Annotated in this window: 11 protein-coding genes; 3 read left to right on the forward strand and 8 right to left on the reverse strand. The window is 45.0% G+C overall.

Features of this window, described 5'->3' with window-relative positions; translation table 11 throughout:
* The first annotated feature begins 10 nt into the window (after nucleotides 1-10).
* Nucleotides 11-1057, forward strand: coding sequence for a DNA polymerase III subunit delta (holA, locus tag JNC77_RS00820; RefSeq protein WP_374828833.1), 1047 nt, complete (start codon nucleotides 11-13; stop codon nucleotides 1055-1057).
* Between the two features lie 99 nt (nucleotides 1058-1156).
* Here holA and JNC77_RS00825 read toward each other — a convergent pair whose 3' ends face one another.
* The 5 genes from JNC77_RS00825 to mnmE form a co-directional block, all read right to left on the reverse strand.
* Complete coding sequence (locus tag JNC77_RS00825; protein ID WP_374828834.1) at nucleotides 1157-2038, reverse strand: ParB/RepB/Spo0J family partition protein; 882 nt, start codon at nucleotides 2036-2038, stop codon at nucleotides 1157-1159.
* A gap of 46 nt (nucleotides 2039-2084) precedes the next feature.
* A complete protein-coding gene (locus tag JNC77_RS00830) occupies nucleotides 2085-2882 on the reverse strand; it encodes a ParA family protein (RefSeq protein WP_374828835.1) in 798 nt (265 codons plus the stop codon).
* On the reverse strand, nucleotides 2879-3574 hold the full coding sequence (rsmG, locus tag JNC77_RS00835) for a 16S rRNA (guanine(527)-N(7))-methyltransferase RsmG (protein WP_374828836.1): 696 nt from the start codon (nucleotides 3572-3574) through the stop codon (nucleotides 2879-2881). Before rsmG ends, JNC77_RS00830 begins: the two co-directional genes overlap by 4 nt.
* 42 nt (nucleotides 3575-3616) lie before the next feature.
* Nucleotides 3617-5497, reverse strand: coding sequence for a tRNA uridine-5-carboxymethylaminomethyl(34) synthesis enzyme MnmG (gene mnmG, locus JNC77_RS00840; RefSeq protein ID WP_374828837.1), 1881 nt, complete (start codon nucleotides 5495-5497; stop codon nucleotides 3617-3619).
* 312 nt (nucleotides 5498-5809) lie between these two features.
* On the reverse strand, nucleotides 5810-7144 hold the full coding sequence (gene mnmE, locus JNC77_RS00845) for a tRNA uridine-5-carboxymethylaminomethyl(34) synthesis GTPase MnmE (protein ID WP_374828838.1): 1335 nt from the start codon (nucleotides 7142-7144) through the stop codon (nucleotides 5810-5812).
* A 146-nt stretch (nucleotides 7145-7290) separates the two neighbouring features.
* On the opposite strand from mnmE, the gene JNC77_RS00850 reads away from it, so the two are divergent.
* On the forward strand, nucleotides 7291-9327 hold the full coding sequence (locus tag JNC77_RS00850) for a thioredoxin domain-containing protein (RefSeq protein WP_374828839.1): 2037 nt from the start codon (nucleotides 7291-7293) through the stop codon (nucleotides 9325-9327).
* A 46-nt stretch (nucleotides 9328-9373) separates the two neighbouring features.
* On the opposite strand, the gene rho is transcribed toward JNC77_RS00850, so the two are convergent.
* From rho to hemE, 3 genes are all read right to left on the reverse strand, one after another.
* Nucleotides 9374-10639, reverse strand: a complete 1266-nt coding sequence (gene rho, locus JNC77_RS00855; protein ID WP_374828840.1) for a transcription termination factor Rho — start codon at nucleotides 10637-10639, stop codon at nucleotides 9374-9376.
* 248 nt (nucleotides 10640-10887) lie between these two features.
* Nucleotides 10888-11421 (reverse strand): protoporphyrinogen oxidase HemJ, encoded by a 534-nt coding sequence (gene hemJ / locus JNC77_RS00860; RefSeq protein WP_374828841.1) that lies wholly within the window; start codon nucleotides 11419-11421, stop codon nucleotides 10888-10890.
* Between the two features lie 10 nt (nucleotides 11422-11431).
* Nucleotides 11432-12454 carry a uroporphyrinogen decarboxylase gene (gene hemE, locus JNC77_RS00865; protein ID WP_374828842.1) on the reverse strand — a complete coding sequence of 341 codons (1023 nt, stop codon included), beginning with the start codon at nucleotides 12452-12454 and terminating at the stop codon, nucleotides 11432-11434.
* A gap of 436 nt (nucleotides 12455-12890) precedes the next feature.
* Between hemE and JNC77_RS00870 the strand changes: the two genes are divergently transcribed.
* Nucleotides 12891-13712, forward strand: a complete 822-nt coding sequence (locus JNC77_RS00870; RefSeq protein WP_374830386.1) for a pyruvate, water dikinase regulatory protein — start codon at nucleotides 12891-12893, stop codon at nucleotides 13710-13712.

The raw sequence follows: 13712 nt of genomic DNA on the forward strand, positions 1-13712 counted from the left end.
AACAAGCTTTATGGCTCAGAAAAAATCACATGAGGTTGATGCTTTTATCAACCGATCAAGCAGCAGCTTTCCAATCATCCTGCTCTATGGCCCCGATAAGGGCTTGGTGAGCGAGCGTGCAAAGATTTTTGCCAAAGCCACCGGACTGCCTTTAGATGATCCTTTTACCGTCATCCGTATGGAAGGCGACGAGGTCGATCAAAACCCGGGTAAGCTTTATGATGAAGCCATGACCATTTCTATGTTTGGTGGCAAAAGACTAATCTGGGTTCGTAATGTTTCCAGCCAGAAAAGCATGGCTGATACTATCAAACATTTGGCCACTGAGCCGCCGCAAGATGCCATTATCCTGATTGAAGCTGGTGATTTAAAAAAAGGAGCGGCCTTACGCACAGCCGCTGAAAACGGCTCAGCAGCTATGGCTCTGCCCTGCTATAGCGATGATGCACGTGGCATTGAAGGCGTGATTGATGATGTTCTGTCTGCCGCCAATTTGCAAATCAGCGGCGAGGCACGCCAACTGCTGCGAATGAGCCTTGGCGGTGACCGCTTAGCCACCCGTGGCGAGCTGGAAAAGATCTGCCTTTATGCCAAAGATAAACCCCGTATTGAACTGGAAGACGTTCGCGCATCCGTTGGCGATGTCAGTGTCGCTTCAACCGATGAAGTCATCGATGCGCTTTTGATCGGTGACATGAAGAACTTCAACAGTGCTTTCGATCGACTTGTCACCTCAGGCACCGCACCTTTTCTCATTCTCAATGCGGCCATACGCCAGTTTCAGCAATTGCAAATCATGCGCCATAGCGTTGACGTAGAACGTAAAGCACCAGCAACGATCATTGCAGCTGCCCGTCCGCCAATCTTTTTCACCAGACGTAAACTGATGGAAACAGCTTTGTCGCGCTGGCAGGCACCATCCATTTCACGCGCAGGTGAACGCTTGCAAAAAGCGGTGCTTGAAAGTCGTCAGAACAGTGATCTTTCTGTTCCCATCATACGTCAATGTCTGATGGCGCTTGTTGTGGAAGGCGTACGCAACAGTCGGGCACGATAATCGTTTAACACCTTGAAATATAAATATTATTTTAAATAAAAACGGCCTCTGCTTGATCATAAGTCAGCGGCCGTTTTTAAATAATAGTTTTAAGCTGCATCAACTTTGCAGGCGACGACAGATTTCGTCCAATTGCTCCAGCGACCTATAGCGAATACGCACTTCACCGCCCCGTTCACGGTGATTGATTTCCACCTTCATACCGGTGACATCTGAAAGCAGTTTTTCCAATGCTTTTGTATCAGCATCTTTTTCCACAGGTGCCGCTTTTTCAGCTTTGCGTGGATTTTCACCCTGCGCTTCGGCCTGCGCCAGCGCTTCCACCTGACGGACTGACAAACCATCCTTAACGATTTTCTCAGCCATCGCCACAGGGTTTTCCATCGTAATCAGACTGCGTGCATGACCGGCCGACAAAGCACCATCAGTAATGAATGATTGCACTTGTGAAGGCAGTTTCAGCAGGCGCAATGTATTAGCCACATGGCTTCGGCTTTTACCAATCACCTGAGCCAGATCAGCCTGTGTATATTCATGATTATCGATCAGCTGTTGATAACCAAGCGCCTCTTCAATCGAGTTTAAATCTGCGCGCTGAACGTTTTCAATGATCGCAATTTCCAATGCGATACGATCATCCACATCACGCAAGATAACAGGGATGGATGTAAGGCCTGCACGCTGCGAAGCGCGCCAGCGACGCTCACCGGCAATCAGTTCGTAATGCTCAGGATTACCCGGCGCCGGACGCACCACAATCGGCTGCACAACGCCATGCTCACGAATAGACTGTGCCAGATCCGCAAGATCTTGTTCGGCAAACATACGTCTCGGGTTACGCGGATTGCGTGTAATAAATTCAATAGGAACATTGTGTTCTGCTGAGATTGGCGTTTTGCGCTCTTCAACAGGACGATCAATATCCCCGATCAAAGCGGCTAAACCACGACCAAGGCGTTTTTTGGAAGGATCGTCGTTCATAGTCACGGCTACTTTCTAAAAATTGTTACGTAGTCGAATCGATAATTCAAGCGGCTTGTAAATGCCGCTCGCGTTGAATTACTTCTGATGCAAGCTGTAAATAAGCCTGACTACCTGCACATTTCAGGTCATAAAGAAGCGCCGGCTTACCATGCGATGGCGCTTCTGAAACCCGTACATTGCGTGGAATAACAGTGCGATAGACCTTTTCACCCATAAAGCTACGCACATCATCCACAACCTGAGAAGCAAGATTGTTACGGCTGTCAAACATAGTCAGCACGATGCCCTGAATCGACAGATCAGGGTTCAGTGATGAACGTACTTGCTCAACTGTCTGTAACAACTGGCTGAGACCTTCCAGTGCAAAAAACTCACATTGCAATGGTACAAGTACAGAGTCTGCTGCAGCCATTGCGTTCAAAGTCAGCAAATTAAGCGATGGCGGACAATCCACCAAAATGTAGCTATAAGCCTCAGCAACGCTGGAATCGAATTTCAGCGCATCTCGTAATCGCCGTGTACGGTCTGCAGCTTGCGAAATTTCCATTTCAATGCCGAGCAAATCAAGAGTAGATGGCACAATATGAAGATTAGGGACATCAGTTGCAACAGCAGCCTCAGGCACGGACGCAGCCTGAGTCAGCACATCATAAGATGATAGCGGGCGGTTTAAACGGTCAATACCTAAACCAGTACTGGCATTACCCTGTGGATCAAGATCGACGATCAAAACAGTTTCACCAATTGCGGCAAGAGCTGTCGCCAGATTAATGGCAGTTGTTGTTTTACCAACGCCACCCTTCTGATTTGCAATAGTTATGATTCGAGAACGTTTCATCATCCCTGTCGCCCTGCTGCTTTCTGTTCACTATCCGTAGATAGATCCGGATTATTTATTTTTTTACGCAGATTACTAATCTCGAGAATAACTGAATTATCATCGACAGCACTGTTATGCTTCACCAGATCATAATCCCATTCATCCAAAGTTTCATCAATTTCTCTCTGGTAATCTCGGCCCTTTTGGAAAAAAGCCACAGCTCCATTCTTTATCCACGGCTCTGTCAATGAAAAAAGTTTTTTCAACGAGGCCAGCGCCCGTGCAGTAATAATATCCGGTGTTGAAATTCGATCCCAAAGAGATTCAATCCGTTCTGCATATACTTCAACAGGAATATCCAGATTACCAGTGGCAGTGGTCAAGAAAGCGGCCTTCTTCACAACACTTTCCACCAAAATTATCCGGCTTTCAGTATTTTCCTTCATCATGCAACCAAGCACGATTCCTGGAAATCCACCACCAGAGCCCAAATCAAGCCAGTTTTTAGCATCAGCTTTACGGCTCAAAACCAGTTCATAGAGCTGTGCGCTATCCATAATATGGCGCTGCCATAACTCGGCAATCGTCGATGGTGATGCAAGATTGATACTTGCATTCCACTTAATAAACAACTGTTCGAAGGCAATCAGGCGCTCTACTGTTTCACGTGAAACAGTCGGATTAACAGTTTTCAACTGCGAATAGTGACCCATTTTACCCCTGCTCATTCAAATAAAATCAATTAACAATAACACTTACACTGCCTGATCAAGTGCTTCTGTACGACGCAAGTGCTTGCGTATTTGCGCAATTAACAGTGCGACAGCTGCTGGTGTCATGCCTTCAACACGCTGTGCTTCAGCAATTGTTGCCGGTCTGCGGGTTTCAAGCTTTTGTTTCAATTCATTTGAAAGACCAGAAATACCAGCATAATTAAGGCTTTCCGGAATAAATAGTTTTTCGTCCCGCTCCATCGCAACAATATCATTTTTCTGACGATCCAGATAAACGGCATATTGAGCTTCCGTTTGCAAAGCTTCGCGCGTCACTTCAGGGAAGTTTGCAAATTCAGGCCAAATTGAAATGATACGATCCATATCAATATTCGGGTAAGAAAGCAGATCATAAACACTACGGCGCACACCATCATGATTTAAATGCAAACCATGGCTTGCAGCCAAGTTGGGGCTAATATTGATTGTTTGAGCTAAATCACGGGCGAAGGTCAACGCTTGCTGTCTTGCAGCAAATTTCACACGACGAACCGTTGATAAAATGCCTAATTTTTCAGCCAGTGGTGTCAAGCGTTCATCAGCATTATCGGCACGTAGTGACAATCTGAATTCCGCTCGAGACGTAAACATACGATATGGTTCACTCACACCGCGTGATGTTAAATCATCAATCATCACACCAATATAGGCTTCGGTACGCTGAATGATAACAAGCTCATCACCTGAGGCACGTCTAGCCGCATTCACACCTGCCAACAACCCTTGCGCTGCAGCTTCTTCATAACCAGTCGTACCATTAATTTGACCAGCAAAGAACAGTCCTTCAACCTTACGGGTTTCAAGAGTTCGGCTGAGTTCGCGCGGATCAATATAGTCATATTCAATGGCATAACCAGGTTGAAGCATGCGTGCATTTTCAAGGCCTGGAATAGTCTTCAAAAGCGCAAGTTGTGCCTCTTCCGGTAATGATGATGAAATACCATTTGGATAAACAGTATCATCATCTAAACCTTCAGGTTCCAGGAAAACCTGGTGGCCATCCCTATCGCCGAATTTGACAATTTTATCTTCGATCGACGGACAATAGCGCGGACCAATTCCTTCGATATTGCCGGAATACATAGCAGAGCGATGAAGATTGGCACGAATAATTTTGTGCGTTTCTGCAGTTGTTCTGGTAATACCACAATCAATTTGTGGTACTGTAATGCGGTCAGTCAACATAGAAAATGGCAGTGGGTGTTCATCCGCCGATTGTTTTTCTAAACTATCCCAATCAATAGTTTTACTCGATAATCTCGGCGGTGTCCCAGTCTTCAAACGTCCTAGTGCAAAGCCTAACTGCTTTAATCTATCGCTTAAGCCAAGCGCCGGCTTCTCACCCATGCGGCCAGCAGGAAAATTTCTTTCGCCGATATGAATCAAACCATTAAGGAATGTACCTGATGTTAAAACAACAGATCGACATAAAATCTCACGGCCGTCCATTAACTTGACGCCGGTAATTTTTCCATCCTTCGTGATGATATCGTCTGCACCACCTTCGATAACCACCAGATTATCTTGCTCAGCAATTGCTTGCTGCATGGCCTGGCGATAAAGTTTTCTGTCGGCCTGTGTTCTTGGACCCCGGACGGCAGGGCCTTTCTTGCGATTAAGCAAACGGAACTGAATGCCTGATTGATCGGTAACTCGCCCCATCAATCCATCAAGTGCATCAATTTCGCGAACAAGTTGCCCCTTCCCTAAACCGCCAATGGCAGGATTACAAGACATAACTCCAATCGTATCCGCTTTATGCGTGACCAAGGCAGTGCGTGCGCCAGCTCGCGCAGAAGCAGCGGCAGCTTCACAGCCAGCATGTCCGCCACCAATAATAATGACGTCGTAAGATACAGTCATGGTAAAAATTCCTGACTAGAAGAGTTGATTAATGACTCTTTGCCATGTTTGTTTAAAAAAAGATAGAGCATTTCATTGCACAGCTCTCCTGCTTATTAATCAAAATTTTGAAATATTTCATACTGCGCTAGCCAAAATAATGGCTTAATAATGGAGAATGGAGAATGGAGAATGGAGAATGGAGAATGCTGACTCATAAGCTCTATAATGAGTCAAGCGCCATTTATGGATTCCACTGAAATGTTTCACGTGAAACACTTTTATCCCAAGATAGATTTTAGAGTTTTAATTCACGCATATGTTTCACGTGAATCATTTTCCAATGCAGAATTCCGAAAAGATAACATCCAAGATATCCTCAACGTCGACGTCACCAGTAATACGTCCCAATGATTGAGAAGCTAAGCGAAGATTTTCTGCGCGCAACTCCAATGGATGATGAATGCTGCGAATTGCATTTTCGAGTTCGAGTGCTGTCCGTTTCAATAAGTTAATGTGGCGAAGGCGTGTTGGAACTACCTCAGATAAATTACCGGCTTGAGATGATACAACTACAGTTAAATCAACAATAAGCTGCTCAATATTCTCTCCGCTTGTCACAGAAATGCAGGTCTTAAAATCCTCGCTTTTATAATCATGTGTTAAATCAATTTTTGTTCCGATACGCCAAGTTTCAACATCAGCAAAATCATCAGATAAATCTGTGCGCTGATGTGTAGTCAGATCTTCCAATAGTAAAACTAAATCAGCCTTGCGTGCTTTTTCTAAAGCACGCTCGATGCCAATTTTCTCAACCTTATTTTTTGTTTCTCTGATACCTGCAGTATCAGTTACGTAAACAGGTATGCCTGCAAGATCGAGTTTAACTTCTAAGAGATCACGTGTCGTGCCAGCTTCATCGGAAATAATTGCGACATCGCGGCCTGCCAAAAGATTCAATAAGCTGGATTTTCCCGCGTTAGGCTCGCCAGCAATAACAATTTGAAAACCATCGCGAAGTATATCAGCGCGTTTTCCACCAGCAATATGATCCTGAATGGAGCGATTTAATAATGCCATAGCGTCCCAAACCTGATCTGAAACAGAACCAGGCACATCACTTTCATCAGCGAAATCGAGTTCTGCTTCAATCAATGCGCGTGCTTGAATGAGTTTAGTGCGCCAATCATTATAAAGATCACGCTGCGCACCAGAAGCAACATTTTGTGCTAAGCGTCTCTGGCCTTCAGTCTCGGCGCTGATCAAGTCAGCTAACCCCTCAGCAATCGTCAGATCCATTTTACCGTGGGTAAAAGCGCGACGGGTGAACTCCCCTGCTTCAGCAAACCGCAATCCTTGCATATGCGATAGTTCATTTAAAAAACGTTCAACAACAGCAACACCACCATGAAGATGAAACTCAGCACAATCTTCACCAGTAAAACTGGCTGGACCTTTGAAATAAATTAAAAGTCCCTGATCTAATAATTCTCCAGCCACGCTATGAAATTTGCCAAATACTGCACGACGGATTTCGGGTAGTTTTCCGAAAATCGTTTCGATAGTGAATCGAGTTTGGGGGCCAGATACGCGAATAACTGCCACACCAGCAGGAAGACGCCCGCTGGATAAAGCGAAAATCGTATCGTGGAAACTACTCTCATTCATAGCATTTTACCGTATTTAAAAAGATCAGTGTTCTGTATGATAATTCATAACAGGATTTATCTAGCGTATTTGGTTGATGGTCGCAGCATAAATGTGACGGTCTTCAATCAGATGCATCCTGCCTTATCAATTTCAAGGATGAAGTCATGACAGTTCAGCTTTCCAATCAGTTAAAACTGTCTTCCAGTGCTTATTTACGCCAGCATGCAGACCAACCGGTTCATTGGCAAATCTGGTCTAAAGAAACATTAGAACTGGCAAAACAATTAAACCGACCAATTTTATTGTCAATCGGCTATGCGGCCTGCCATTGGTGTCATGTCATGGCGCATGAAAGCTTTGATGATGAAATGATTGCTCACTATATGAATGAGCATTTTATCAATATTAAAATTGATCGCGAAGAGCGTCCCGATCTTGATCAGATTTATATGGCAGCTTTAACAGCGATGGGTGAACAAGGCGGCTGGCCGCTCACTATGTTTTTAACACCCGATGCTGAACCATTTTGGGGTGGCACATATTTTCCACCGCACTCACGTTATAATCGCCCTGGTTTTGACGATGTGCTGCGCGGGATCAATCAACTTTATCATCAGGATAAAGAAAAGGTTAACCATAATTCCCGTGTCATTACTGAGCATATTCGACAGCGCTTGGCTCAGAATATCAATATTCAATCTCATGAGCATAATGCGCTCGAATTGCATCAAACGTATACGCAGCGTCTGAGCAGCATGCTTGATCTACATTATGGTGGGATCAAAGGTGCTCCAAAATTTCCAAGTGCACCATTGATGGAAATCCTTTGGCTGCAACATTTAAATCATAAAGATCAATCAGCCTATGACGCTTTTCACTTAAGCCTTCGGAATATGTTGCAAGGCGGTATTTATGATCATCTTGGCGGCGGGCTTTGTCGCTATAGTGTTGATGATCATTGGTTGGTACCGCATTTTGAAAAAATGCTTTATGACAATAGCCAGCTGATCAAACATAGCAGCTTTGCCTATGCTTATAGCCAAAAGAAATTGTTACGTATACGAATCGAAGAAACAATTGAATGGCTGCAAAGAGAATTGGAATTACCACAAGGTGGTTTTGCTTCCAGTCTTGATGCTGACAGCGAAGGTGTAGAAGGCAAATATTACGTCTGGCAAAATGAAGAGATCGACGAACTCCTAGGTTACGATAGTACTGCTTTTTGTGCCGCCTATAATGTGACATCACATGGTAATTGGGAAGGCTGCAATATTCTCAACCGTCTGCATTCATCCGTTGAAACGCCAGATGAAGAATTTTTGCTGCGGTGCAAAGAACGATTGTTCGAAGCCCGCCAGCAACGCATCCCGCCTGCCCGCGATGATAAGTTGCTGGTTGATTGGAACGGTCAGTTGATTGTAGCACTTGTCAATGCAGGACGTGTTTTTGATCGGCCCGATTGGATCGAGCTAGGCAGGAATACATATGCAGCAATTATGGGCAGTTTAAACAATCAACCGCTGGCGCATAGCCTTGCTGATTACGTTGCCACTGTGCCTGCTTTGTCATCGGATTATGCAGCTATGATCAATGCTGCTGTGGCGCTTTATGGCTATTATGGTGACGAACATTATATGTTAGATGCGCGGCGCTTAATCGTTGAATTAAATGATAACCATTGTGATGAAAATGGTGATTATCGTCTCACAGCGCTGACACAAGATGATGTGATCATTCATATCCATGCTGATCAGGATGATGCCACACCAAGCGCTACAGCGCAGCTGATCGAAGCCTTGGCACGATTGGCATTAGTGGATCAGGATTATGAGTTACAGCAACACGTAGAAGCACTCTCTCAGCGCGCCCTCACCCGTATTCAATCCCTTACCTATGGTCAGGCCGGCATTTTAAATGCAGCACTCATTTCTCAATCAGCGATGATCTTACATATCTTTACAGATAGTGTGGATCACCCGATGATTAAAATCACCAATCAGATGATTGATATGAGACGCACAGACATTATTAAGATTATTGATAATGATGAAATGCGTGAAACAAATATACCACATATCGGGTTGCAAAATATCAATCACCCATCGGCATATCTATGCATCGGTAACCAGTGTCTGCTGCCGGTTTATTCAAATGATGATCTTGAAAAGCTTCTAAAAGAAAATGCCCCGCTTCAGATTTGAAGCGAGGCATTTTTAAATTGCAGGCTAGTTCTTAGATGTTTCCAAATTATGTATTCATGGAATCGAAGAATTCACCATTGCTCTTTGTCTGCTTGAGCTTGTCATTGAGGAACTCAATCGCATCAGTGGTGCCCATTGGTGCCAAGATACGACGCAGAACGAAGATTTTCTGAAGATCCTGACGCGGAACCAGCAAATCTTCCTTACGGGTACCGGATTTCAGAATATCCATTGCCGGGAAGATACGCTTATCAGCAACCTTACGATCCAGAACAATTTCAGAGTTACCAGTACCCTTGAATTCTTCAAAGATCACTTCATCCATACGGCTGCCCGTATCGATCAGAGCGGTTGCAATAATGGTGAGCGAACCGCCCTCTTCAATGTTACGTGCTGCACCAAAGAAGCGCTTAGGACGCTGCAGAGCATTGGCATCCACACCACCGGTCAAAACCTTACCTGATGAGGGCACAACAGTGTTGTAAGCGCGTCCAAGACGGGTGATGGAATCGAGCAGGATGACAACGTCACGTCCATGCTCAACCAAACGCTTGGCTTTTTCGATCACCATTTCTGCGACCTGAACGTGACGCGCTGCCGGTTCATCAAAGGTCGAAGAAATCACTTCACCTTTAACAGAGCGCTGCATGTCGGTCACTTCTTCCGGACGTTCATCAATGAGAAGAACAATCAGGTAGCATTCAGGATGATTGGCCGTAATCGAATGCGCAATATTTTGCAACAGCACCGTTTTACCGGTACGTGGTGGCGCCACGATCAAAGCACGCTGACCTTTACCCAATGGCGCTACCAGATCAATCACACGGGCTGAAAGATCTTTATTGGTCGGAACTTCAAGTTCCATTTTAAAGCGCTCATTCGGATAAAGCGGTGTCAGATTGTCAAAGTGAACTTTGTGCCGGATTTTTTCCGGATCTTCAAAGTTGATAGTGTTGACCTTCAACAATGCGAAATAACGTTCGCCTTCTTTAGGGCCACGAATCGGCCCTTCAACCGTATCCCCGGTTTTCAAAGAGAAGCGACGCAGCTGCGACGGTGAAATATAAATATCATCAGGACCTGGCAGATAGTTTGCGTTTGCTGAGCGCAAGAAACCAAAACCATCCTGCAAAACTTCCACTACGCCTTCGCCGATAATTTCGACTTCCTGAGCGGCCAGTTTTTTCAAAATAGCAAACATCAGTTCCTGCTTACGCATGGCACTGGCGTTTTCGACTTCGAGTGTTTCAGCAAAAGCCAGCAGATCAACCGGCGTTTTATTTTTTAGTTCTTGTAGTTTCATTTCCTGCATGGGTGAGGAACTCATTAAAATGTAAGGGAAAAAATGCAATTTTCGGAAAAGTGATCATTAAACCATGATCGACATCGAAAGTCTGCTTATCAGGTGGGAAGTGCTCCATACATAATGATTTTTGCCATCAAGAGCAAGTGGCAAATGAATAGCACTGATTATTTTCTCTCAAAGCTTGTTTCCGTTAGATAATAAAAAAGCGTCGTTTTTACAAACGACGCTTTCTAAATCGGTTTATAAAACCATCATCAGAATGGTTTCACAATCACCATAATAACAATTAAAATCATCAAAACTGTCGGTATTTCATTGAAAATCCGCCAATATTTCGCTGACTTGGTATTTTCATCTGCAGCAAAGCGGCGCATGGATTTTGACAAAACACCATGTGCAGCCGACATCAAAACAACCAAAAGTAGTTTTGTATGCAACCAACCACCTTTAAAGGCAAACATGTCCCAAGCCATCCAGAGACCTGTGATCCATGCAATGATCATGGCCGGATTCATGATAACACGCAGCAGTCTGCGTTCCATCACTTTAAAAAGCTCAGATGTTTCGGAACCCACCGCGATTGTTGAATGATAAACAAACAAACGCGGCAGATAAAGCATGGCTGCCATCCAGGAAATCACCGCAATCACATGAAGGGCTTTAATCCAATTATAAGCCCCTTCAGGATTCACGTGAAACAATATACCAAAACCGATCAGGACAATGGCAAGCGAACTCATTGCCCGAATGACAACTTTGGAACCGGAACTTTTAGTCTCAGCAGTCATAAGTATCTCCTTATGACTGATTTCTTATCCGATCCAACATTTGCTGTACATGTTCAATCGGTGCCTGTGGTGTTATGCCATGCCCCAGGTTGAAGACAAGCGGACCCTGCCCTAAATGCCTCAAAATGGCGTCTACGCCTTCATCAAGCGCTTTTCCGCCGGCAACCACCCGCAATGGATCGAGATTGCCCTGTACGGCGCCCTGTGCCTGTAATTGCTTGGCAAAAGAAAATGGAACTGTCCAATCCAGCCCCAAGATGTTCACACCGGTTTTTTCACGGTAATCTTTATAAAGCAGACCTGCACCTTTCGGAAAACCGATAATGCGGGCATCGGGATAAATCGCTCTGACTTTCGCAACAATACGCGCAACCGGCTTGACGCAGAAACGATCAAAGCAATCTTCATCCAGAACACCCGACCATGAATCGAATATCTGCAAAGCATCAGCACCTGAATCAAGTTGTTTGATCAGATAAGCGGCCGAAATATCCGCCAGATCATTCAAAAGCTTTTCAAACAGTTCTGGATGCTGATAGGCAAAAAGACGAGCTGGTGCTTGATCCGGTGTGCCGTGACCGGCAATCATATAAGTCGCGACAGTCCAGGGCGCACCACAAAATCCGAGCAAAGTGGTTTCATCCGGCAATTCATGACGTAGACGATTGACCGTCTCATAAACAGGTGCGAGCTTTTCTTCAGCTCCTTCAATATTTAAAGCAGCAATTTCATCTGGTGTGATCGGGGTCATTAAAGGACCACGTCCTTCTTCAAAGCGAAGGTCACGTCCAAGAACGTGAGGGACAACCAGAATGTCAGAAAAGAGAATGGCTGCGTCAAAGCCAAAACGGCGAATTGGTTGAAGTGTTACCTCAACAGCAAAATCAGGTGAGTAGCACAGGTCAAGAAAGCTTCCTGCTTCTTTTCTGCTTGCTTTGTATTCAGGCAGATAACGACCAGCTTGACGCATCATCCAAACTGGTGGTGGAAACACTGTTTCACCGTCAATAACTCTTAAAACTTTCCGTTTCATCGTTTTTCCTTCTGCGTTCCAGCGGAGTTATCCTCAGGCGCTATTAGTAAAGAAAGGAAGGATTTTGGAATCTTATGATTCTTAGAGTCTGTTAGTATTGGGGATTAATGTTTGCCTTTAATTTACCCACAGCACACTCACTCTGATCCTTTGATGTGTGCATAAATCACCGATCATTCGGGAAAAAGCAATGGGTGGCTAAATTTACTTTGAATCCTAAGGACTTGCGTAAAATAACTATCCACTGCAAATTGTGGAAAACTATTGGATAAGTATGATAGAACTTCATCAATCAAAATTTATGCACATCCCTGTCAAAAGTTTTTATACAGGCATGCGAATTGTGGATGACTTGGCAAGTTTCCACCAGCCTGTCGGGGATAGTCATAAGGCACTGAAACTTACGCACAACCGTCAACAGGGTGATCAGAAAACTGTGACAAAATCGCTTTCTTACTTTCATTTGCATTTGATCTCTGATGCGACCGGAGAGACTCTCATTGCCGCAGGGCGTGCAGCAGCCGCGCAATACACCAATGCGCGTGCCATTGAGCACATGTATCCGCTGATCAGAACCGAGAAACAATTGAGCAAAGTTCTGGAAGGAATTGATGCTGAACCGGGTATTGTTCTCTATACAGTTGTTGATCAAAAACTGGCTGCGATGATTGATCAATCATGCGCGTCCATGGGGGTTCCCTGTGTTTCTGTTTTGGAGCCGGTGCTGGCAACATTTCAGTCTTACTTAGGGCTGGCTGCACACAGACGCGCCAGTGCGCAACATGTTCTGAATACGGATTATTTCCGCCGTATCGATGCGCTCAATTTTACCATGGAGCATGATGACGGTTTGTTGCCACCTGATATTGAAGAAGCAGATGTTGTTTTAGTCGGCATTTCGCGCACATCCAAAACACCAACCAGCATTTATCTGGCTAATCGCGGCATCAAAACCGCCAATGTGCCGATAGTAAACGGTGTGCCCATTCCAGATGAAGTGATCAATGCAAAGAAACCGCTGATTGTCGGTTTGATTGCCACGGCTGAACGTATTTCACAGGTGCGCCAGCATCGTTTGCTCGGCACGGTTGCTGATTTTCATAATGAATTTTATACCGACAGAGCAGCAATTGCAGAAGAGCTGACCTATGCGCGCAATTTGTGTGCCCGTCATGGTTGGCCGGTGATTGATGTATCACGCCGTTCGATCGAAGAAACCGCAGCTGCTATTATGGCACTGCGGCCACGCAATCGCTGA

Origin of the sequence: Paenochrobactrum pullorum, from assembly GCF_041929845.1 — a bacterium.
GTDB lineage: Bacteria > Pseudomonadota > Alphaproteobacteria > Rhizobiales > Rhizobiaceae > Paenochrobactrum > Paenochrobactrum pullorum.

Bases quoted from the DNA above. Each gene is read 5' to 3' on its own strand.
- holA (WP_374828833.1), top strand. From the start codon at position 11: ATGGCTCAGAAAAAATCACATGAGGTTGATGCTTTTATCAACCGATCA.
- JNC77_RS00825 (WP_374828834.1), bottom strand. From the start codon at position 2,038: ATGAACGACGATCCTTCCAAAAAACGCCTTGGTCGTGGTTTAGCCGCT.
- JNC77_RS00830 (WP_374828835.1), bottom strand. From the start codon at position 2,882: ATGATGAAACGTTCTCGAATCATAACTATTGCAAATCAGAAGGGTGGC.
- rsmG (WP_374828836.1), bottom strand. From the start codon at position 3,574: ATGGGTCACTATTCGCAGTTGAAAACTGTTAATCCGACTGTTTCACGT.
- mnmG (WP_374828837.1), bottom strand. From the start codon at position 5,497: ATGACTGTATCTTACGACGTCATTATTATTGGTGGCGGACATGCTGGC.
- mnmE (WP_374828838.1), bottom strand. From the start codon at position 7,144: ATGAATGAGAGTAGTTTCCACGATACGATTTTCGCTTTATCCAGCGGG.
- JNC77_RS00850 (WP_374828839.1), top strand. From the start codon at position 7,291: ATGACAGTTCAGCTTTCCAATCAGTTAAAACTGTCTTCCAGTGCTTAT.
- rho (WP_374828840.1), bottom strand. From the start codon at position 10,639: ATGCAGGAAATGAAACTACAAGAACTAAAAAATAAAACGCCGGTTGAT.
- hemJ (WP_374828841.1), bottom strand. From the start codon at position 11,421: ATGACTGCTGAGACTAAAAGTTCCGGTTCCAAAGTTGTCATTCGGGCA.
- hemE (WP_374828842.1), bottom strand. From the start codon at position 12,454: ATGAAACGGAAAGTTTTAAGAGTTATTGACGGTGAAACAGTGTTTCCA.